The organism is Pseudomonas migulae (genome assembly GCF_043225285.1).
GTDB lineage: Bacteria > Pseudomonadota > Gammaproteobacteria > Pseudomonadales > Pseudomonadaceae > Aquipseudomonas > Aquipseudomonas migulae_C.
The window spans coordinates 1,990,758-2,011,198 of the sequence record NZ_CP171224.1 but is presented as its reverse complement, the minus strand read 5'-3'; the positions used below and the strand labels follow the sequence as shown (position 1 = coordinate 2,011,198).

Annotated in this window: 18 protein-coding genes; 6 read left to right on the top strand and 12 right to left on the bottom strand. The window is 61.2% G+C overall.

Annotated features, from left to right (window positions below):
• Position 1: 1 nt before the first annotated feature.
• On the top strand, positions 2-1,621 hold the full coding sequence (locus tag ACF6ZU_RS09305; protein ID WP_392891766.1) for a DUF2300 domain-containing protein: 1,620 nt from the start codon (positions 2-4) through the stop codon (positions 1,619-1,621).
• A gap of 3 nt (positions 1,622-1,624) precedes the next feature.
• Positions 1,625-2,434 (top strand): YfaP family protein, encoded by an 810-nt coding sequence (locus ACF6ZU_RS09300; protein WP_392891764.1) that lies wholly within the window; start codon positions 1,625-1,627, stop codon positions 2,432-2,434.
• 555 nt (positions 2,435-2,989) lie between these two features.
• Here the strand turns inward: ACF6ZU_RS09300 and ACF6ZU_RS09295 are convergent.
• The 9 genes from ACF6ZU_RS09295 to ACF6ZU_RS09255 form a co-directional block, all read right to left on the bottom strand.
• Positions 2,990-3,742 carry a S24 family peptidase gene (locus tag ACF6ZU_RS09295; protein ID WP_392891762.1) on the bottom strand — a complete coding sequence of 251 codons (753 nt, stop codon included), beginning with the start codon at positions 3,740-3,742 and terminating at the stop codon, positions 2,990-2,992.
• A gap of 228 nt (positions 3,743-3,970) precedes the next feature.
• Positions 3,971-4,498 carry an inorganic diphosphatase gene (gene ppa, locus ACF6ZU_RS09290; RefSeq protein ID WP_007894323.1) on the bottom strand — a complete coding sequence of 176 codons (528 nt, stop codon included), beginning with the start codon at positions 4,496-4,498 and terminating at the stop codon, positions 3,971-3,973.
• A 113-nt stretch (positions 4,499-4,611) separates the two neighbouring features.
• Positions 4,612-5,424 (bottom strand): zinc-dependent peptidase, encoded by an 813-nt coding sequence (locus tag ACF6ZU_RS09285; protein ID WP_392891760.1) that lies wholly within the window; start codon positions 5,422-5,424, stop codon positions 4,612-4,614.
• 3 nt (positions 5,425-5,427) lie between these two features.
• On the bottom strand, positions 5,428-6,084 hold the full coding sequence (locus tag ACF6ZU_RS09280; RefSeq protein ID WP_392891758.1) for a DedA family protein: 657 nt from the start codon (positions 6,082-6,084) through the stop codon (positions 5,428-5,430).
• 286 nt (positions 6,085-6,370) lie between these two features.
• Positions 6,371-6,832: a GNAT family N-acetyltransferase gene (locus tag ACF6ZU_RS09275; protein WP_392891756.1), complete on the bottom strand. Its 462-nt coding sequence runs from the start codon at positions 6,830-6,832 to the stop codon at positions 6,371-6,373.
• A 119-nt stretch (positions 6,833-6,951) separates the two neighbouring features.
• Entirely contained in the window at positions 6,952-7,776 is an 825-nt protein-coding gene (gene eutC / locus ACF6ZU_RS09270) for an ethanolamine ammonia-lyase subunit EutC (RefSeq protein ID WP_392891754.1), read from the bottom strand.
• An 8-nt stretch (positions 7,777-7,784) separates the two neighbouring features.
• Complete coding sequence (locus ACF6ZU_RS09265; RefSeq protein ID WP_392891753.1) at positions 7,785-9,179, bottom strand: ethanolamine ammonia-lyase subunit EutB; 1,395 nt, start codon at positions 9,177-9,179, stop codon at positions 7,785-7,787.
• A gap of 196 nt (positions 9,180-9,375) precedes the next feature.
• On the bottom strand, positions 9,376-10,746 hold the full coding sequence (gene eat / locus ACF6ZU_RS09260) for an ethanolamine permease (RefSeq protein ID WP_392891752.1): 1,371 nt from the start codon (positions 10,744-10,746) through the stop codon (positions 9,376-9,378).
• Between the two features lie 217 nt (positions 10,747-10,963).
• Positions 10,964-12,484, bottom strand: a complete 1,521-nt coding sequence (locus ACF6ZU_RS09255; protein ID WP_075949046.1) for an aldehyde dehydrogenase family protein — start codon at positions 12,482-12,484, stop codon at positions 10,964-10,966.
• A 300-nt stretch (positions 12,485-12,784) separates the two neighbouring features.
• On the opposite strand from ACF6ZU_RS09255, the gene ACF6ZU_RS09250 reads away from it, so the two are divergent.
• From ACF6ZU_RS09250 to ACF6ZU_RS09235, 4 genes are all read left to right on the top strand, one after another.
• Positions 12,785-14,698 (top strand): sigma-54-dependent Fis family transcriptional regulator, encoded by a 1,914-nt coding sequence (locus tag ACF6ZU_RS09250; protein WP_392891749.1) that lies wholly within the window; start codon positions 12,785-12,787, stop codon positions 14,696-14,698.
• 256 nt (positions 14,699-14,954) lie between these two features.
• Positions 14,955-16,304, top strand: a complete 1,350-nt coding sequence (gene mpl / locus ACF6ZU_RS09245; RefSeq protein ID WP_392891747.1) for a UDP-N-acetylmuramate:L-alanyl-gamma-D-glutamyl-meso-diaminopimelate ligase — start codon at positions 14,955-14,957, stop codon at positions 16,302-16,304.
• Positions 16,301-16,933 carry a flavin prenyltransferase UbiX gene (gene ubiX / locus ACF6ZU_RS09240; RefSeq protein ID WP_392891745.1) on the top strand — a complete coding sequence of 211 codons (633 nt, stop codon included), beginning with the start codon at positions 16,301-16,303 and terminating at the stop codon, positions 16,931-16,933. The genes mpl and ubiX overlap by 4 nt, the downstream gene beginning before the upstream one ends.
• A complete protein-coding gene (locus ACF6ZU_RS09235; RefSeq protein WP_392891744.1) occupies positions 16,926-17,210 on the top strand; it encodes a YceK/YidQ family lipoprotein in 285 nt (94 codons plus the stop codon). The genes ubiX and ACF6ZU_RS09235 overlap by 8 nt, the downstream gene beginning before the upstream one ends.
• 141 nt (positions 17,211-17,351) lie before the next feature.
• Here the strand turns inward: ACF6ZU_RS09235 and ACF6ZU_RS09230 are convergent, their stop codons facing one another.
• The 3 genes from ACF6ZU_RS09230 to ACF6ZU_RS09220 form a co-directional block, all read right to left on the bottom strand.
• The gene (locus ACF6ZU_RS09230; protein WP_392891743.1) at positions 17,352-17,993 is read right to left on the bottom strand and encodes an oxidoreductase; all 642 of its coding nucleotides are present in this window, start codon (positions 17,991-17,993) and stop codon (positions 17,352-17,354) included.
• Between the two features lie 27 nt (positions 17,994-18,020).
• Complete coding sequence (locus tag ACF6ZU_RS09225; RefSeq protein ID WP_392891741.1) at positions 18,021-19,739, bottom strand: C13 family peptidase; 1,719 nt, start codon at positions 19,737-19,739, stop codon at positions 18,021-18,023.
• Positions 19,740-19,841: 102 nt separating this feature from the next.
• Positions 19,842-20,297 carry a MaoC family dehydratase gene (locus ACF6ZU_RS09220; protein WP_392891739.1) on the bottom strand — a complete coding sequence of 152 codons (456 nt, stop codon included), beginning with the start codon at positions 20,295-20,297 and terminating at the stop codon, positions 19,842-19,844.
• Positions 20,298-20,441 lie beyond the last annotated feature (144 nt).

Sequence of the window (20,441 nt, the reverse complement as noted above, 5' to 3'; positions counted from 1 at the left end):
TATGCCCTGGCGTGTGCTCGGGTGGCTGCTGTGTTTGATCCCTGCGCTGGCGACAGCGCAGGACGAACCGCTGCGACTGGGCTTCAAGGGTGAGTTGTTGTCGCTCAGCCGGACCCAGGTGATTTCCCGCGAGCCGTTGCCTTCGGATGTGCAAGCGCCATTGGGCAGTCTGTGGAAGTTGTTTGTGTATGGCTGGCTGGTGGATACCGGCGCCCATGAGTCGCCTTACGAATGTCGCGGTCAGTCGAAAGAGGAAGTCTATTGCTGCTCCGCAGGCGGCAAGATCGAGCGTGATCAGGCGCTGGCGAAGTCTTGCGGCTTGTACTTCGAGCCTGCGCGGCTGGGCATCGTCGACGCCGATTGGCGCCAGTACTGGCAGGCACGGCAAGCGCCGGAGTGGTTGCTGAATTTGCCTTCGTTGCAGCCTTCCATGCGTGTTTCGGTGGCGGAGTTGCTCAAGGTGCTGGCGGTGATGCCCGCGCAAGATCAGGCGCGTCGGGTGTTGCTGGACGTGGTGCTGAACGCCGCTGACGGCAATGTCGTCGGCGAACTCGGTGGCCGGTTGCGGGTGAAAACCTGGAGCTGGCTGGGCGATCAGGACCCCTTGTCGCGGCAGGGCGGGTTTGCCGGTTGGCTGGCCGATGGCACGCCAATCTGGGCCGGTGGACCCGGGACCAGTCAGATGGTTCTGCGCAATTATGGTCAGGCGCTGGCCTCTGTGTTGCCGGTTGAATGGCCTGCGGAGGCGGGGCGCTGCGTCGAGGTTGGATTGTTTTCGCACTACCCGATCGGACGGGTGCTTTCCGGGGATCGAGTGGTAGCGTCCGGTCCGTTGCAGGGTGATTTTCGCGTCGAATTCTTGAACGGCAACCAGCTCGACATCCACAGCGACGGCGAGCTGTTTTTGTTGCAGGACAAACTGGTCGCCCGTCTGGACCGCGAAGAATACGTCGCCCGCGTCCTCCAGCGAGAAGCCAGGCCTGAACCGATTGAGGCGGCTAAGGCCCTGGCCATCGCGATCAGAACCTACCTGCTGCAAAACGCCACCCGTAACGGCGACTGCCTGAGCATCGACGACAGCAGCAGCCGCCAGCGCGTCGCCCCGCGCCCGGCGACGACGGAGTCACGCCACATCGCCGCGTGGACCAGCGATTTGGTCCTCGCCGGCAGCACCGTCACTTACCACTCCGACCAACCCGGCCCGGACAAACTCTCCTGGCAGCAAGCCGTCGAGCAAGCCAACGCCGGTCAACGCTACGACGCCATCCTGCTGCACGCCTACCCGCGTGCCAGCCTCAGCCGCTGGGACAACCCCGTCGCCTCCTGCGAGGCGCTGCCCGCCGCGCAAGACTGGCTGCAAACCCAGCGCCGCGGCTGGCGCCAACGCCTCGAAAGCGAAACCGGCTACAACGAAATCAGCACCTTCGCCGTCTGCCGCCTGGCCTTCGGCCGCCCCTACGTCGACCGCGAGCGTCAGCGCATCTACGTGCGCGGCGTGCTCTCGCTGCAAGACCGTCTCGACCTGACCCACGAATACCTGCACCTGGCCTTCGAAGCACACCCCAATGGCCAGGATGAAACCTACATCGAAGGGCTCGCCCGCCACCTCTTGCTGGAATAGGTCATGAAACTCCGTTATCCACAGGTCTTCCTGTTCCTTTGTTCTTTTAGCGTGTTGCCGCCGACCTTTGCCGCCGGCGTGAACCTCGACACCCCCGTCGGCGGCTGGCGCACCGGCGCGGCCGAGGGCGAAGGTGAAAACTTCCGCCAGACCGTCAACTACCCGGCTTCCTCGGTGAACACCCCGGCGGGCCAGGCCAACACCGCACGCATCACCGGCCAGATCAAAGCCACCCCCAAGTCCGCCGAACCGGGACGCTTGATCGTCAACGGCGTCAGCATGCCGCTCAAAATCGACCCGGCGGGACGCTTCGACCGACCGTTCTCCTTTCCCAACGGCAGCAACAGCGTCGAAGTCCGCAGCCCCGATGGCCAGCAACGCCGTCGCACGCAATTCCTCAACGCCAGCGGCGGCGCGACACCGGCGAAGTTGCGGGTATTGCTGGCGTGGGACAGCGACGGGACAGACCTGGACTTGCACCTGATCACGCCGGATGGCGCGCACATCTGGTACGGCGATCGTGTCGCACCCAACGGCGCGGCGCTGGATGTCGACGTCACCACCGGCTACGGCCCGGAAATCTTCGCCATGCCGGCGCCGATCAAGGGTCAGTATCTGGTGTATGTGAACTACTTTGGCGGTGGGTATCGGAGTGATGAGGAAGGGCAGGAGGATGCGGTTCAGCCGCTGACGACCGCGCAGGTGACGGTGATTACCGAGGAAGGGACACCGAACGAGAAGCTGGAGACTTTTCTGGTGCCGATGCGGGCGGTGGGGGAGTTGACGTTGGTTAAGGGGTTTAGTTATCCGTGAGGGCTTAAAGCCGAGGAATGCTGCGACTTTCAATTGTGCAGCAGCTTGCTGCCCAATTGCGGAAATGACACTGGCGTAAATAAGTCAGCTGCTTGCAGACCGACTCAGAGTGTTCATTCGTTTTCTAAAGCCGAGGCCAAACAGTCAAGATTGTCCAGGCTGACTTTGATGCGTTGCGGCGCTACAAGCCGGTCAACAACCATGACTGCAAACGCCTCATCCACTTCGATGAGCGCTTCTTGCTTTACCGATGAGCGTTGTTTTGAGTCTTCTTCGGCTGAGGGCTTGGTGGGGGTGATGAGGAACTACCTCTGATTAATGGCTATCTTCCAGACATTAAAAAGCCGGCTTGTGGCCGGCTTCTCGGGGACTGGCTTGGTTCATTTTTGGTAAACCGCGCCAGCCTTCAAAACGTACACCCGGATCTTGCGTCCGGCTGTGGGACTCGGCGAGAAAATCATCTGCCTTGTCGGTGCGATCAGTGCCGCGGAGCGGGGTGATGCGCAAATGTGGGGCGCAGCATACTGATTTTTTTGGAGAATTCCCAGCGCGGTGTTACAGGAACGGCACCGGCGGCCTGCGTTTGCTTAACGTCGACCACCAGAACACCCATCCCAGCACGCGTATGTTCTCTGCCTCAATTTGCGCCGGCCTGAAGACCTCATCCGGGTATTCGGCGCTGTTGTGGCTGCGCATGCGAATCGCATTGCCCGGGACCCGGCTCAGGTACTTGATGCGCAACATGCCGTCGTGCTCTATGGCGTAAATCTCGCCGTCGACAATTTGCGTTAGGCCGCGATCAATCGCGACGATGGAGCCGTCTGCGATTTTTTCGGCCATGCTGTTGCCGACCATGCGTGCGCAGATGGCATCGGCGTGAATGATTTCCAGGGAGTCGAGATTGCTGCGTGGCAAGCGGATCGATTCGCTGGGGTCCTTGATGACATGGGTTTTGTCGGAGCCGGGGGTGATGGCCGTTTCTTTGTAAAACGGCAATTCGACATCGATTGGCTCGATGACCCGGTAGGTGCCGCGGATCGACTGGGCATCGAAGGTGTTGCCTGAATCGTCAACCAGATGCAACGCCTTGGCGTGTTTGGGACCTTCGCCGGTTTTCAGCCATTCGCTGTTTACGGACAGTCGTCTGGCGATATCCTCCATGCGGTAGTGGGGCACTCCGCGGGTGTACCAGTTATGGACGTTTTGGGCTCTGGAAATGTTCAGGACGTCGGCAAAACCCGTGGTCGTGATGTCGAGCTCTTCCAGAACCATTTTGAAGCGTGCACCGCAGGATTTAGTCTTTTTCATAAACACGAGTCTAACGGCGGTGCATAAGGCTTTTGTTCAACAAACCGTTCAAAACTCGCGGGAATTTTAAGTCCTGATGTAAGACGTCTTTGGTAAAAATTAAACAAGGAAAAACCGCTGTGAGCGGTTGATAAACCCCTCGTTTATGCACCTTTCAAACGCCCACAAAAAACCCCGGATCAACCGGGGTTTTTTTCAAGTCGTCAGTGGCGCAAAGCCAGTGGCGTCTCAGCCTTTATAGGCAGCAACCGATTTGGTGATCGCGTCGCGGGCGGCGTCTGCACCGGCCCAGCCTTCGATTTTCACCCATTTGCCTTTTTCGAGATCTTTGTAGTTCGCGAAGAAGTGCTCGATCTGCTGGATCAGCAGGGCTGGCAGGTCGGTGTATTCCTTTACGTCGACGTACAGCTGGGACAGCTTGTCGTGTGGGACTGCGATGACTTTGGCATCGCCGCCGCCGTCGTCGGTCATGTTCAGGATGCCGACCGGACGAGCGCGGATCACCGAACCTGGAGCCACCGGGTAAGGCGTCACGACCAGCACGTCGAGGGGATCACCGTCGTCAGCCAGGGTGTTCGGGATGTAACCGTAGTTGGCCGGGTAGAACATCGGGGTGGCCATGAAACGGTCAACGAACAGGCAATCGCTGTCTTTGTCGATTTCGTATTTGATCGGCGCGTGGTTGGCCGGAATCTCGATCGCGACGTAGATGTCGTTCGGCAGGTCTTTGCCAGCCGGAATCTTGCTGTAGCTCATTGGGCGGTGCCCCCGTTAGTTGACCAAAAACACTTGGCCGGATTGACCAAAAAGTGGCGGCGATTATAGGCATATTCCGCAGCCGTTGCTACGGACCAGAAGTCGGGTAGACCTTAGTCGCGTGCCTGATAGACCGGGTCTTCGGCCAGAAGTTGCCGCAGCCGGGCCAACGGATCCTGCCGGTAAAACAGACTCAGTTGTTCGTAGACCTGTGGATAAGCCTCGTGCAGCAAATCCGGGGCGCTGAAGAAGTATTCGCTGGTGACGGCGAAGAACTCGGCGGGGTTTTCCGCGGCGTAGGGGTCGATGGCGGTTTCGGCGTCCGGGTTGCGCTCCAGTTGCTGGTCGAGGTCGTCGTAGGCCTCTTGCATGACCCTGGCCCAGTCGCTGACGCGCATGTCGGCGTGCAGCGGCGGCAGGCCGTTGGCGTCGCCGTTGAGCATGTCGAGCTTGTGCGCGAGTTCGTGGATCACCAGGTTGTAGCCTTCCCAGCCACCACTGGCCATCACCCCGGGCCAGGCGAGGATGATCGGACCTTGCTGCCAGGCTTCACCGCTGTGTTCGCCGTCCCACTCGTGTTCGACGCCGCTGGCGTCGCGATGGCGCTGGGGGCTGAGGAAATCGTCGGGGTAGAGGACGATTTCATGGAAGCCCTGATACCAGTTCAGGTCGCCCAGGTTCAGCAAGGGCAATTGCGCCTGAACCGCGAGCAGCAGGCGCTGTTCCTGATGGAGTTCGACGCCGGGCAGGGCGGTCAGGTGTTTGTCTTCGAGAAACAGCACGCTGGCTTCGCGCAGCCACTGGTCTTCAGCGGCGCTGATGCCGTCGAGAAAAGTCAGGTGATGGCGCACCCGCTGCCACATGTCGTCGGCAATCGGGTGCCTGGCCAGAATGCGCCGGCGACGCCAGGCGCTGAGGGACCACATCGCTCAGCGCGGTTCGGCTTTGGACGCGGCGCTGCCGAAACGGCTGCGGACCACACCGATGATCATCGGCACCAGCGACAGCAGAATGATGCCCACCACCAGCAGCGACAGGTTTTTCTTGATGAACGGCACGTTGCCGAAGAAGTAGCCGAGGGTCACCAGGCCACCGACCCAGAGAATGGTGCCAAGCACGCTAAAGAAGAAGAACCGTGGGTAAGGCATTTTCGCCACGCCGGCGACGAACGGTGCAAAGGTGCGAATGATCGGCAGGAAGCGCGCCAGGGTCACGGTCTTGCCACCGTGCTTGTCATAGAAGTCGTGGGTTTGTTGCAGGTAATCGCGACGGAAGATTTTCGAGTTCGGGTTGCTGAACAGGCGTTCGCCGGCCGTTCGTCCGATGACGTAGTTGGTGCTGTCGCCGAGGATCGCCGCCAGCATCAGCAGGCCGCCCAGCAACACCGGGTCCATGCCGCCGCCGGCCGCTACGGCGCCCGCGATGAAGAGCAGGGAATCGCCCGGCAGGAACGGCATGACCACCAGGCCGGTCTCGCAGAAGATCACCAGAAACAAAATGGCATAGATCCATGGCCCGTAGTTGTTCACCAGCAAGTCGAGGTAAACATCGAGGTGCAGGACAAGGTCAAGCGGGTTGAAATCCATGGGGGCACCTGTGGTGACGGCCCGACTCGGCAGGCCTGTGCGGATGACTTCGCGTAAGGCTACAGACGAATGTAGTTTTTCTTACAAGCCGGAAAGGTCGGCATTATACGGACTGAAAAGTGAAAAGAGCGTCGAGTTTGTAGCGAGGAGTGTCGCGCAAGACCGGCGGCGCGGTCTGCTTTTCTGTAGGAGCGAGCCTGCTCGCGATGGACTTGAGAGCGCCGGAGTGTGTCAGGCTCCCCCACGTTATCGTTGACGACCATCGCGAGCAGACAGGTATCCGGCGTCAGAGCTCGTCGCTGATCGGCAACACGTAGTTCTTGAACTCGGTGTCTTCCTTGAACCCGATGGATTCGTAGGTTTTCTGCGCGATCTTGTTGTCGCTGCTGGTGGAAACGCGCATGCGCACGGCGTGGGTTTCCTTGGCCATTTTCTTCGCGGTGCGCATCAGGTGGTCTGCTACCAGTTGGCGGCGGGCATCTTCGGCGACATAGATGTCGTTGAGGATCCACACGCGTTTCAGCGAAAGCGACGAAAAGCTCGGGTACAGCTGACAGAAGCCCATCAGTTTGTTGTCGTCGTCATCGGCCAGGGCCAGGTAGATCACCGATTCCTTGCGGCGCAGGCGTTTCTCGAGGAACGCCCGGGACGAGTCCGGATACGGCAGGGAACCATAAAACTCGCGATATTTGACGAACAACGGGGTCAGCAGGTCCAGGTGTTCGAGGGTCGCTTGAATAATCCGCATCAATAGGTCTCGTCTTCAAGTGGCTGTCTTCACGTGCTCTGACGGCGAACGGTTCTCACTCGGGCAGCCGCGTTTCGATCCTGCCTGAAATCGGATGCGAAACGCAATGCGGAAACGGTTCAGGCATCCGGCGGAGTCAGTAGGAAATTACCCTTCATATCCGCACCTGCGTCCGCCTCCAGCGTCTGAACCTGCGCTTCGTCCTTCAGGTTGACCCCCGACAACTGCCGCCGACAGGCTTCCCGCATCAGGTACAGCAAACGGTGTGCCGCCATCCCGTAACTCAAGCCTTCCAGCCGTACATTGGAGATGCAGTTGCGGTAAGCGTCGGTCAGCCCGATTTTGGGATTGTAGGTGAAATATAAACCCAGACTGTCTGGAGAGCTGAGGCCAGGGCGTTCGCCGATCAGGATTACCACCATTTTGGCGCCCAGTAACTCGCCGATCTCGTCGCTCACCGCGACCCGGCCCTGCTCCACCAGAATCACCGGGGACACCGTCCAGCCATCGATTTCGATCTGCTCTCGCATGCGCGCAAGGAAGGGCACTGTGTGGCGGTGCACTGCCAGTGCCGACAAACCATCGGCCACGACAATCACCAGATCGACGCCGCCGGGATAGGCTGAAGCATGGTTGCGCAGGATCTGCGCCGACTCATCGCTCAATTTCCGCCCCAGATCAGGGCGTTGCAAATAACTGTCGCGATTGGTGGCGGCGCTGTGCAAGAGCAGGCTTCCGTACCCGCACTCGGTCAACTCCGCGCTGAGCCCGGCATGGTCGAAGGGCAGGTGCACCGCATCGCGGGCCTGGGCGTGGGCGTATTGGAAATCCAGCTGCGCGCGGGTGGGCATGCTGGTGCCGGTGCGGCCGAGGGCGATTCGCGCCGGGGTCAGGCGGCGCAGCTCCAGCAACGGGTTTTCTGGATCGACAGGCGGTTTATCCATCTCGACACTCATCCCAGTTGCCCCATTGCCTGGCGGAAGGCGGGCGGCAGGCGGTCGCCGAAATGAATCTTGCCATCGGCCTGGGTGAAGATGCCCATTCTGGCCAGCCACTGCTCGAACTCCGGCGCGGGTTTCAGCCCGAGGGTTTGCCGGGCGTAGAGCGCGTCGTGAAACGACGTGGTCTGGTAGTTGAGCATGATGTCGTCGGAACCGGGGATGCCCATGATGAAGTTGATTCCGGCCACGCCCAGCAGAGTCAGCAGGGTGTCCATGTCGTCCTGATCGGCTTCGGCATGGTTGGTGTAACAAATGTCGCAGCCCATCGGCACGCCCAGCAGCTTGCCGCAGAAGTGGTCTTCGAGGCCGGCGCGGATGATCTGTTTGCCGTTGTAGAGGTATTCCGGGCCGATAAAGCCTACGACGGTGTTCACCAAAAACGGTTTGAAATGTCGGGCAACCGCGTAGGCGCGGGTTTCGCAGGTTTGTTGATCGATGCCGTGGTGGGCGTTGGCCGACAGGGCGCTACCCTGGCCGGTTTCGAAATACATCAGGTTTTGCCCCAGCGTGCCGCGATTCAGGCTCAAACCGGCGTCGTACCCTTCCTGAAGCACGTTCAGGTTGATGCCGAAACTGGCATTGGCCGCTTCGGTGCCGGCGATCGACTGGAACACCAGATCCAGCGGCACGCCGCGATTGATCGCCTCGATGGAGGTGGTGACGTGGGTCAGTACGCAGGCTTGTGTAGGAATTTCGTAGCGCTGGATGATCGCATCGAGCATCTCCAGCATCGCGCAAATCGAGGCAATGCTGTCGGTGGCCGGGTTGATGCCGATCATCGCGTCGCCGTTGCCGTACAGCAGACCGTCGAGAATGCTCGCGGCAATGCCGGCCGGCTCGTCGGTGGGGTGGTTGGGTTGCAGGCGGGTGGACAGGCGTCCGCGCAGGCCCATGGTGCCGCGGAACTGCGTGACCACGCGGATTTTCTGCGCCACCAGCACCAGGTCCTGCACGCGCATGATCTTCGACACGGCGGCGGCCATTTCCGGGGTCAGGCCCGGGGCGAGGGCGCGCAGGCTCTGTTCGTCGGCGGCCTCGCTGAGCAGCCAGTCGCGGAATCCGCCGACGGTCAGGTGGCTGACGGCGGCGAAGGCGTGTTTGTCGTGCGTGTCGATGATCAGTCGGGTGACTTCATCGGTCTCGTAAGGAATCAGCACTTCCTGTAGGAAATGGGTCAGGGGGATGTCAGCCAGGGCCATTTGCGCAGCGACGCGTTCGCCATCGTTGAGGGCGGCAACGCCCGCCAGGAAATCCCCGGAACGCGCCGGGCTGGCCTTGGCCATGACCTCTTTGAGGCTGTCGAAGCGGTAGGTCTGGGCGCCGATGGAATGGGCGAATGTGGCCACGGTGTCCTCCTGATCTGTACAAGTCGTGATAACACTGAACAACCCTTGTGGGAGTGAGCCTGCTCGCGATAACGGAGTGTCAGACGACATCTCTGCAGCGGAAACACCGCTATCGCGAGCAGGCTCACTCCTACAAGTGCGGGGCGTGCACTTCAATAATGCAGGCGCCGGGCACGGGGCCCGGCGCCGGTGCAACTCAGGCGCCTTCGAGCATCGCATCCGCCGGCGCATCGAAACGCTGCTTGGCGGTCAGTTGGAAATACAGATAACCGGCCGCCATGAACCCCAGGAACACACAACCGATCAGCGGGTTGAACCACGCCATCGCCACCAGGCACACCACCGCCAGGAACAGCGCGATCCCCGGGACGATCGGGTAACCCGGCGCGCGGAAGCTGCGTTCCAGGTTCGGCTCGGTTTTACGCAACTTGAACAGGCTCAGCATACTGATGATGTACATCACAATGGCACCGAATACCGACATGGTGATCATCGCTGCCGTCAGGGTCATGCCTTGCAGGTTGACCAGGCCGTCGCTGTAGATCGCCGCGATGCCGATCACGCCGCCCGCCAGGATGGCCCGGTGCGGGGTCTGGAAACGCGACAGTTTGGCCAGCGAGCGTGGCAGGTAACCGGCCCGGGCGAGGGCGAAGAACTGTCGCGAGTAACCGAGAATGATTCCGTGGAAGCTCGCCACCAGCCCGAACAGGCCGATCCAGACCAGCATGTGCATCCAGCTCGAATTGTTGCCGACCACCGCTTTCATCGCCTGTGGCAGTGGATCGTTGATGTTCGACAATTGGCGCCAGTCGCCCACGCCGCCCGCCATCACCATCACGCCGATGGCGAGGAACACCAGGGTCAGAATGCCGCTGACGTAGGCTTTTGGAATCGTGCGTTTCGGGTCCTTGGCTTCTTCCGCTGCCATCGCCGCGCCTTCGATGGCGAGGAAAAACCAGATCGCAAACGGAATCGCCGCAAAGATGCCGGGGATCGAGGCCAGGGTGAAGTCGTTGGAGCCCGACCAGCCGTTGAGCACGAAGTTGCTGAAACTGAAGCCCGGCGCGACCACGCCCATGAACACCAGCAATTCGGCGACGGCCAGCACGGTGACCACCAGTTCGAAGGTGGCGGCGATGCTGACGCCGAGGATATTCAGGGTCATGAAGACAAAATAGGCGCCAACGGCGGCGATCTTGGGATCAAGTTCCGGGTATTGCACGTTCAGGTACGCGCCGATGGCCATGGCGATCGCCGGCGGCGCAAAGACGAATTCGATCAGCGTGGCGATGCCGGCAATCAGCCCGCCTTTTTCACCGAAAGCCCGACGGCTGTAGGCAAACGGCCCGCCAGCGTGGGGAATGGCGGTGGTCAATTCGGTGAAACTGAAGATGAAGCAGGTGTACATCGTCGCCACCATCAGGGCGGTGACGAGAAAACCCAGTGTACCTGCGGTGCCCCAGCCGTAACTCCAACCGAAGTATTCGCCGGAAATCACCAGGCCGACGGCAATGCCCCATAGATGCAGGGTGCCCAGTGTGGGTTTGAGCTGTGTGGAAGAAGTCATAAGTCCTCGCTGTCTTTTTTATTGTTTGATCTGTTGGACTTTCGGGAACTGCATTTTTGCTGTGAAGCGGGCACGCAAAGCCCGTGCCAGAGCGGCAGGGCAGTGATTTGTGGTGTGTTTGAGGGCGCCATCGCTGGCAAGCCAGCTCCTACAGGTCTTGCGTGATCCTGTAGGAGCCAGCTTGCTGGCGACCGCCGTTACGCGGTTTCGCGCCGGGTTAGAAGAAGCCCAGCGGATTGATGTCGTAGCTCACCAGCAGGTTTTTGGTCTGCTGATAGTGATCGAGCATCATTTTGTGGGTTTCACGACCGACGCCGGATTTTTTGTACCCGCCGAACGCGGCATGCGCCGGGTACAGGTGGTAGCAGTTGGTCCACACTCGACCGGCCTTGATGGCGCGGCCCATGCGGTAGGCGCGGTTGATGTCGCGGGTCCAGAGGCCGGCACCGAGGCCGAACTCGGTGTCGTTGGCGATGGCCAGGGCTTCGGCTTCGTCCTTGAACGTGGTGATGCTCACCACCGGGCCGAAGATTTCTTCCTGGAACACGCGCATTTTGTTGGTGCCCTTGAGCAGGGTCGGCTGGATGTAATACCCGCTGGCCAGGTTGCCCTCGAGTTTTTCCACCTTGCCGCCGGTCAGCAGCTCGGCGCCTTCGCCCTTGGCGATTTCCAGGTACGAAAGGATTTTGTCGAATTGCTGCTCGGACGCCTGGGCGCCGACCATGGTGTCGGTGTCCAGCGGGTCGCCGCGTTTGATCGACAGGACTTTTTTCATCACCTCTTTCATGAAGTCGTCGTAGATCGATTCCTGCACCAGCGCACGGGATGGGCAGGTGCAGACTTCGCCTTGGTTGAAGAATGCCAGCACCAGACCTTCAGCGGCTTTCTCGATGAAAGACGGTTCGGCTTTCATGATGTCTTCGAAGAAGATGTTCGGCGATTTGCCACCCAGCTCCACGGTGGACGGAATGATGTTTTCGGCAGCGCATTTCATGATGTGCGAGCCAACCGGGGTCGAGCCGGTGAAGGCAATCTTGGCGATGCGCTTGCTGGTGGCCAGGGCTTCGCCGGCTTCTTTGCCGAAACCTTGCACAATGTTCAGCACGCCGGGTGGCAGCAGGTCGCCGATCAGCTCGACCAGCACGGTAATGCCCAGCGGAGTCTGTTCGGCGGGCTTGAGCACCACGCAGTTACCGGCAGCCAGCGCCGGCGCGAGTTTCCACGCGGCCATCAGGATCGGGAAGTTCCACGGGATGATCTGCCCGACCACGCCCAGGGGTTCATGGATGTGATAGGCCACGGTGTTGCCGTCGATCTCGGCGGCGCTGCCTTCCTGCGCGCGGATGCAACCGGCGAAGTAGCGGAAGTGGTCGGCGGCCAGCGGGATGTCGGCGTTGAGGGTTTCGCGAACGGCTTTACCGTTGTCCCAGGATTCGGTGATCGCCAGCAGTTCCAGATTTTGCTCGATGCGGTCGGCGATTTTCAGCAGCACCAGCGAGCGAGCCTGGGCGGACGTGGCGCCCCAGGCATCGGCAGCGGCGTGGGCAGCGTCCAGGGCCTTGTCGATGTCTTCGGCCGTGGAACGCGGGAATTCGGCAATCGGTTGGCCATTCACTGGCGACGTGTTGGTGAAGTACTGACCTTTGACAGGCGCGACGAACTCGCCGCCGATGTAGTTACCGTATTTGCTCTTGAACGAAACGATAGCGCCTTCAGTACCGGGGTGAGCGTAACGCATGATGGTTCTCTCCTTGCTTTTGTGCTTATAGGGAGTCGCGCATGTGCGCTTGCTATAAGCGTAGAGCAAAGGTCGGGCCACTGCCCTGCAGGTCAGGTAAATCAAGGTCTTGCGCAGTTTTTGTCGGACGGATGGGCGGCGTCCGTGGCGGTTCCGGTACAGCTCCCGTGACACTTTGTACCGCTTGTGGCACAGCTTGTGACTGAACGGTCTTGCCAGCATTGCAATGCGGGCTAGGCTGGAGGATGCTCGGGCATCACCTCAGTACGGGTCGCCGAGCCCCGGGGAGAATAATAAGAAATGCACGACAACCATTTGAGTCGCCATGCCCAGCAAGTGTTGACCGTGACCCAAGGGAAATCACACCTGCAGGGGCCTGGCAGCGACCCGTCCATCGCCCGCTCCTGGCTGCGCTGTCTTGAGGATTATCACCTCGACCCGGCCCTGACCATGGCGCCGACGGTGCTGGAACATGGCCGCGTCCTTGAAAGCCGCGAACGCCTGCAGCAAGTGCTGCACATCGCCGGCAGCGAAATGAGCAGCCTGCATCAGCAACTCTCCGGCGCCGGCCATGCGGTATTGCTGACCGATGCGCGCGGCGTGATCCTCAACTGCGTCACCGCCCCCGCCGAACGGAAGATTTTCGAGCGTGCGGGCCTGTGGCTCGGCGCCGACTGGAGCGAAGCCTGCGAAGGCACCAACGGCATTGGCACCTGCCTGGTGGAGCGCCAGTCGCTGACGATTCACCAGGACGAACATTTTCGCGGCCGCCACACCGGCCTGACCTGCTCGGCGAGCCCGGTGTTCGACCCCCATGGCGAACTGCTGGCGGTGCTCGACGTGTCTTCGGCGCGACACGATGTCTCGCGGCAGAGCCAGTTCCACACCATGGCCCTGGTCAATCTTTCGGCGAAGATGATCGAGAGCTGCTATTTCCTGCGTTACTTCGACAATCAATGGTTGCTGCGCTTTCACTTGCAGGCCGAATCCGTCGGGCTGTTCAGCGAAGGGTTGCTGGCGTTCGACGGGGAAGGGCGGATCAGTGCGGTCAATCAGAGTGCGTTGAACCTGCTGGGACACATTCGCGGCGGGCTGCTGGGGCAACCGGTCGAGGCATTCTTCGATTGTTCGCTGGATGAGTTGCTGGGCCGCGCAAGTGTGAATGCCAGCGCCAGTTGGCCGCTGCGCACCCGCGACGGGCGCAGCCTGTTTGCCGTGCTGCGTGGTCAGCCGCGCAGCATTCCGGTGCCGGTGGTGCAAAGCCCGGTGGTTGTGGAGTCTTCGCGTCTGTCGAGCATTTGCCTGGGGGACAAAGGGTTGCAGGAAGATTTCCGCAAATCCCTGCGGGTGTTCGAGCGTGATGTGCCGCTGCTGATCAACGGCGAAACCGGGTCCGGCAAAGAGGCGTTCGCCAAAGCCGTGCATCAGGCCAGCCAGCGCGCGGAAAAAGCTTTCGTCGCACTCAATTGCGCGGCCATCCCGGAAAGCCTGATCGAGAGCGAACTGTTCGGCTATCGCGGCGGCAGCTTCACCGGCGCGCGCAAGGAAGGCATGCGCGGCAAGTTGCAGCAGGCCGATGGCGGGACATTGTTCCTCGATGAGATCGGCGACATGCCGCTGGCCTTGCAGACCCGGCTGTTAAGGGTGCTGGAAGACCGGCAAGTCGTGCCGATTGGCGGCGAGCCGGAATCGGTCAACGTGCGGATCATCAGCGCGACTCACCGCAATTTGCTGGAGCGGGTGCAGGACGGCAGCTTCCGCGAGGATTTGTATTACCGGCTCAACGGCCTGGAAATCGCACTGCCGGCATTGCGCGAGCGCAGTGACAAATCACAGCTGCTCGACTTTTTGCTGGCGGAAGAGGCGGGCGGGGAAACCGTGTTGATTGATGAGCCAGCGCGTCAGGCGTTGTTGGGTTTCGCCTGGCCCGGGAACGTGCGGCAGTTGCGCAATGTGTTGCGCACGTTGGCGGCGTTGTGTGACGGCGGACGGATCGGGCTGGAGGATTTGCCGGTGATGATCCGCCAGGCGCGACCGGTGCCGGTCGTCGCGGTTGAGGAGCCCTCCGAGCATCCGCTGGATGATGCCGAGCGGTTGGCATTGCTCAACGCGCTGGACCAGACCCGTTGGCACATGACCCATACCGCCGAGCAACTTGGCGTCAGCCGTAACACCCTCTACCGAAAGCTGCGCAAGCACGGGATAGCCCGGTAAATGCAAAACTTGTAGGAGCCGGCGTGCCGGCGATAGCGGTTTCAAGGACGCCATCGCCAGCAAGCCGGCTCCTACAGGGTCGTGGTACTCGCCATTTTCTGCCAACCGCCGAATCCGTAGGAGCCAGCTTGCTGGCGATGGCGTCCTCGAAACCACCATCCCCGTCGAGCGAGGCACCTACACAGGCCCACACGAAACAAAGGTGCGATTTTCGCCTCCCTAGGCTAACCTGCGGCCATGTTTTACGAGGTCGACTATGCACATTCATATTCTTGGTATCTGCGGCACTTTCATGGGCTCAATGGCGGTTCTGGCCAAAGAGCTGGGCCATCACGTGACCGGCTCCGATGCCAACGTCTATCCACCGATGAGCACTCAGCTTGAGGCACAAGGCATCGAGTTGACCCAGGGCTACGACCCGGCGCAGCTGGATCCGGCGCCGGACCTGGTGGTGATCGGCAATGCCATGTCCCGTGGCAACCCGGCGGTCGAATACGTGCTGAACAAAGGTCTGCCATACGTCTCCGGCCCGCAGTGGCTGGCTGACCATGTGCTGCAAGGTCGCTGGGTGCTGGCCGTCGCCGGCACCCACGGCAAGACCACCACCAGCAGCATGCTCGCCTGGGTGCTGGAGCACGCGGGCATGAGCCCGGGTTTCCTGATCGGCGGCGTGCCGCAGAATTTCTCGGTGTCGGCGCGACTGGGCGGCACGCCGTTCTTCGTCATCGAAGCCGACGAGTACGACAGTGCGTTCTTCGACAAGCGCTCCAAGTTCGTCCACTACCGCCCGCGTACAGCGATCCTGAACAATCTGGAATTCGATCACGCGGACATCTTCCCCGATTTGCCAGCCATCGAGCGGCAATTCCACCATTTGGTGCGCACGATCCCGAGCGAAGGCCTGGTGATCCACCCGACCACCGAGCCGGCCTTGCAGCGCGTGATCGAGATGGGTTGCTGGACCCCGGTGCAAACCACCGGCGCCGGTGGTCAGTGGCAGGTCAAGCTGCTCAGTGAAGACGGTTCGAAGTTCGAAGTGATGTTCGACGGCGTCGCCCAAGGCGTGGTCGAGTGGGACATGACCGGTCAACACAACGTCGCCAACGCCCTGGCCACCCTGGCAGCGGCGCGCCACGTCGGTGTCGTGCCGTCCATGGGCATCGCCGCGTTGAGCGCGTTCAAAAGCGTGAAGCGCCGGATGGAGAAAGTCGCAGAAGTGCGTGGCATCACCATCTACGACGACTTCGCCCACCATCCGACCGCCATCGCCACGACCCTCGACGGTCTGCGTAAACGCATTGGTGATGCGCCGTTGATCGCCATCATCGAGCCGCGCTCCAACTCCATGAAACTCGGCGCGCACCGCGACGGCTTGCCGGAAAGCGTGGTCGATGCCGATCAGGTGATCTGGTATGCACCGGCCAACCTCGGCTGGGACCTGGGCGCAACGGCGGCGCTGTGCACGGTGCCGTCGATTGTCAGCGACTCGCTGGAAGGCATCATCGAACGCGTGAAGAGCCAGGCCCAGCCCGGCACTCACGTGGTGATCATGAGCAACGGCGGCTTCGGCGGCCTGCACGGCAAACTCGCCGAGGCGCTGCAATGAACAACGGTCCGGAACGCATCACGCTGGCGATGACCGGCGCGTCGGGCGCCCAGTACGGCTTGCGCCTGCTGGATTGCCTGATTCGCGAAGACCGCGAGGTGCACTTCCTGATCTCCAAGGCCGCGCAATTGGTGATGGCCACCGAGACCGACGTGACGCTGCCACCGAAAACCCAGACGATGCAGGCTTTCCTCACCGAATACACCGGCGCTGCCGCCGGGCAGATTCGGGTGTACGGCAAGGAAGACTGGATGTCGCCGGTAGCGTCGGGTTCCGGCGCGCCGGCGGCGATGGTGGTGGTGCCGTGTTCAACCGGGACGTTGTCGGCGATCGCCACCGGTGCCTGCAACAACCTGATCGAGCGCGCGGCCGACGTCACGCTGAAGGAACGCCGCCAGTTGATCCTGGTGCCGCGCGAAGCGCCGTATTCGAGCATTCATCTGGAGCACATGCTCAAGTTGTCGAACATGGGCGTGACGATCCTGCCGGCGTCGCCGGGCTTCTATCACCAGCCGCAAACCATCGACGACCTGATCGACTTCGTCGTGGCGCGGATCCTCAATCTGCTGAACATTCCGCAAGACATGCTGCCCCGTTGGGGCGAACACCATCTGAACAGCGATGAATAAGCTTCTGGTGGTCGTGCTGGCGCTGCAACTGACAGGTTGCGCCACGGCGCGAACGCTGGATGCCGCCAAACCGGGGGCGCCAGTGGTGTATGCGGGGACGCGGCTGGATTGGTATGCGTTGAATGGCGGGTGCTGTGCCAAGGACCGATTTGGCGCGGAGGCGCCGGGTTATCCCGGTGTTGACCTGCCGGCCAGCGCGTTGCTCGACACGTTATTGTTGCCGTTGTCGGTGCTGACGGTGATCGGCGTAAGTTTTCAGGCGACGGGCGGATTGTAGCGTTCGGCGGTAGATCGGCGTTGCTTCATTCGCGAGCAGGCTCGCTCCCACAGGGGATTTGTGAACGACACAGATCAAGTGTGGGAGCGAGCCGGCTCCGGGCGGCGATCCGACGATGGCGTCCTACAAGACGCCGCAGAATTATTTGCCGAGTTTGCGCAACTCATCCGACTCGACAATCCGCACCCCATCCTGCTCTTCCAGCGCCAGCCGCCACATCGCCCGGGCCAGTTGGCAGGCTTCGATGCCGTGGTATTTGCCTGGAATCAAGCGGGACAACGGACCGGCAAATTGCTCGCCGATACGCGGTTCAATACGGTCGCCCAGCAGCAGCGAAGGTCGGCAAATGGTCAGTTGCGGCCAGTCCTGCGCACGCAGCGCATATTCCATCTCGCCCTTGACCCGGTTGTAGAACACCGAAGATCTGCGATCGGCCCCCAGGGCGCTGATCACGATCAAGTGCCGAGCGCCCATCTCCCGTGCGCGTTTGGCGAATGCCACAACCATGTCCAGATCGACCGCGCGGAACGCCGCTTCCGACCCCGCCTGTTTGATCGTGGTGCCGAGGCAGCAATAGGCGATGTCGACGCGCCCGGCCAGTTGCGGCAGGAACGCCTCCGGGTCGCCAACCGGGTTCTCCAGATGCGGATGCTTGGCCAGCGGCCGGCGTGAAGGGGCCAATACACGGGTGATCGTAGGCTCGTTGAGCAGGCGATCAAGCAAATGCTCACCGGTCAAACCAGTGGCTCCGGCAAGCAATACATGCTGAGGCGTCAAGTACATAGTGTTTCTCCCTTGATACTGTTCAGCTTAGTTGCTCTTTGAATCCTTGCTGTCGATGGAGACACTTTGTAGTGCTTTTCGCGCCTGCTGTTTGCGTAACAGCTGCCAGTGCGAGAGGACTGTTTTCGGTGCCCAGATCTGCGGTTCAGAGGCTTCGAAGCTGTCCGCCAGCTCGCGCTCGGCGACGGTGGCCTTGGCCAGCTTGAAGGCCTGTTCCAGATCGTCGGTCTGGTTCAGGGCCTGGGCGAACAGCGCATCGCCGAAGTAGGTGAAGTTGGCTTCTTCCGAGCAACCGAACGACACGCGGTCGGCGCGGGAGGCGGTCATGATCAGGGTGCGTTCGTCCTTGAGGGGCGGGATGAAGCCGCCGGAGTAGCAGGACGAAATCACCACGATCTTGTCGCGGTTTTTCAGCGGGGCGAGCACGGCAGCGAGTTCGTCGGCGGGCAGGTCGGACAGCTCCATGCGCGGCTGGTCGAGCACCAGTTCGTGTTCGCTGGTGCCATGGCTGGTCAGGTAGATGAAGATCAGGTCTTCCGGGCCGCTGCGCTCGGCCAGGGTCAGCGCGGCGCGGCGCAGGTTTTCCCGGGTGGCCATCGGCCGGTCGACGAGGTGGTCGCGGTGGTTCACCAGGCGGATCTGGCCAAACGCACCGAAGCGGCTGTTGAGCATGTTGCTGACGTAATCGGATTCGCGCAGGAACACGCTTTGCTTGCCGTCCCCGCCGAGGGTCAGGGTGTACAACTCGACCGCCGGGGTCGAGGCCGGCACATTGGCCAATGCGTCGTCGAGCAAGCGGCCCTGGGCCAGCAGGCCGAGTTCGAGGCTGTCGGGCAGCAACTTGCCGTCGGCATCGCGCACGCGCTGGCCATTGGCCCAGGTGCCGCTCTGCACCGTGCCGTCGGTCAGCACCAGCGTGCCGCGACCCTGATAACTGTCGCCGTCGAACTGGCCGATGTAGAAGCTGCCATCGGGCAGGTTCAGCCGGCCCTGGCCGGTGAAGCGCCAATCGCTGAACTGGCCGATGTAGTGGCTGCCGTCGGCACCGATCAACTCGCCCTTGCCGTTCAGCGAGCCTTCCTTGAATTGGCCAAGCCAGACATCGCCGTCGGCGTTTTCATAGCGGCCTTTGCCGTGCAGCTGGTTGTTCTTGAAGCCGCCGACGTAGATGTCGCCATCCGCGCTGTTGAAGGTCCCGTTGCCTTCCAGTTGCCCGTCCTTGAAATGCCCGGTGAACTGATTGCCGCTGGCGTCGCCGCGCTGGCCGTTGCCATTGGGCTTGCCATGCAGAAACTGACCTTGATACGAGCTGCCGTCCTCAAGCTCCAGACGACCAAGCCCTGAATACTCATCGGCCTTGAACTCGCCGCGGTAAGTCATGCCGTTTTCTTTGAGCGTGCCTTCACCGTCGCGTCGACCCGCCTTGAAACCGCCGGTGTAGCTGCTGCCGCTGGTGGTCAGCGTGCCCTGGCCGTCGAACAGACCGAGGTTGAAGTTGCCGCGATACACTTCGCCGTTACTGCCGTGCCATTCGCCCTGGCCATGCCATTGGCCCTTGTCGAAACTGCCGGCGTACCAGCTGCCGTTCGGGTAATCGACGCGGCCCTGGCCTTGCAGCAATCCATTGACCAGGTCACCGCGATAGCGTCCGCCGTCGGGCAGGCGCGCGTCGGGGGGCAACAGCGATTCGCCGTCACCGCACGCGGTGAGCATCAGGGTCAGGGCAAGGAGTGCAAGTGAGCGCATAGCGGGATCCGGGCAATTAGGCGACCGAGTATGCCGCAGCTCTGTGACTTATATATAGAGAGAGGTCGCGAAACAGCATGCGCTGCTTCGCATCCCGGGGTTTTACACGAAGCAGAGGGACAGCGGCTCGGCGATGTAGGCCGGTTTTTCCGAACCTTCGATCTCCAGCGTGGCGGTGGCCTTGAGCAGCCATTGGCCGGGTTTCTTCTCGGTGACTTCGGTCAGGTCGACCTTCAGTCGCACTTTCGAATCGACCTTGACCGGCTGAATGAACCGCACGCTGTCGAGGCCGTAATTGACCACCATCTTCAAGCCTTCAGGCAGGATGAGGATGTCTTCCATCAGTTTGGGGATCAGCGACAACGACAGGAAACCGTGGGCAATGGTGCTGCCAAATGGCGTTTGCGCGGCTTTGACCGGGTCGACGTGGATGAACTGATAGTCCCCTGTGGCTTCGGCGAACAGGTTGATGCGTTCCTGATCGATGGTGAGCCATGCGGAACGTCCGAGTTCCTTGCCGACATAATCTTTGAGCTCTGCAACGGGAACATAGGGCATTGAGACTCTCCTTGGGTTCATCGGTTTTATAGTTTTGAGGTGGGGGGATTTGACCTCCCGGATTACCACTTTAGATCAACATGGCAAATTGCTCCGGTCAACCGACCATGCTTTTGGCGAATGCCGGTCTATAGCGCTGGCATG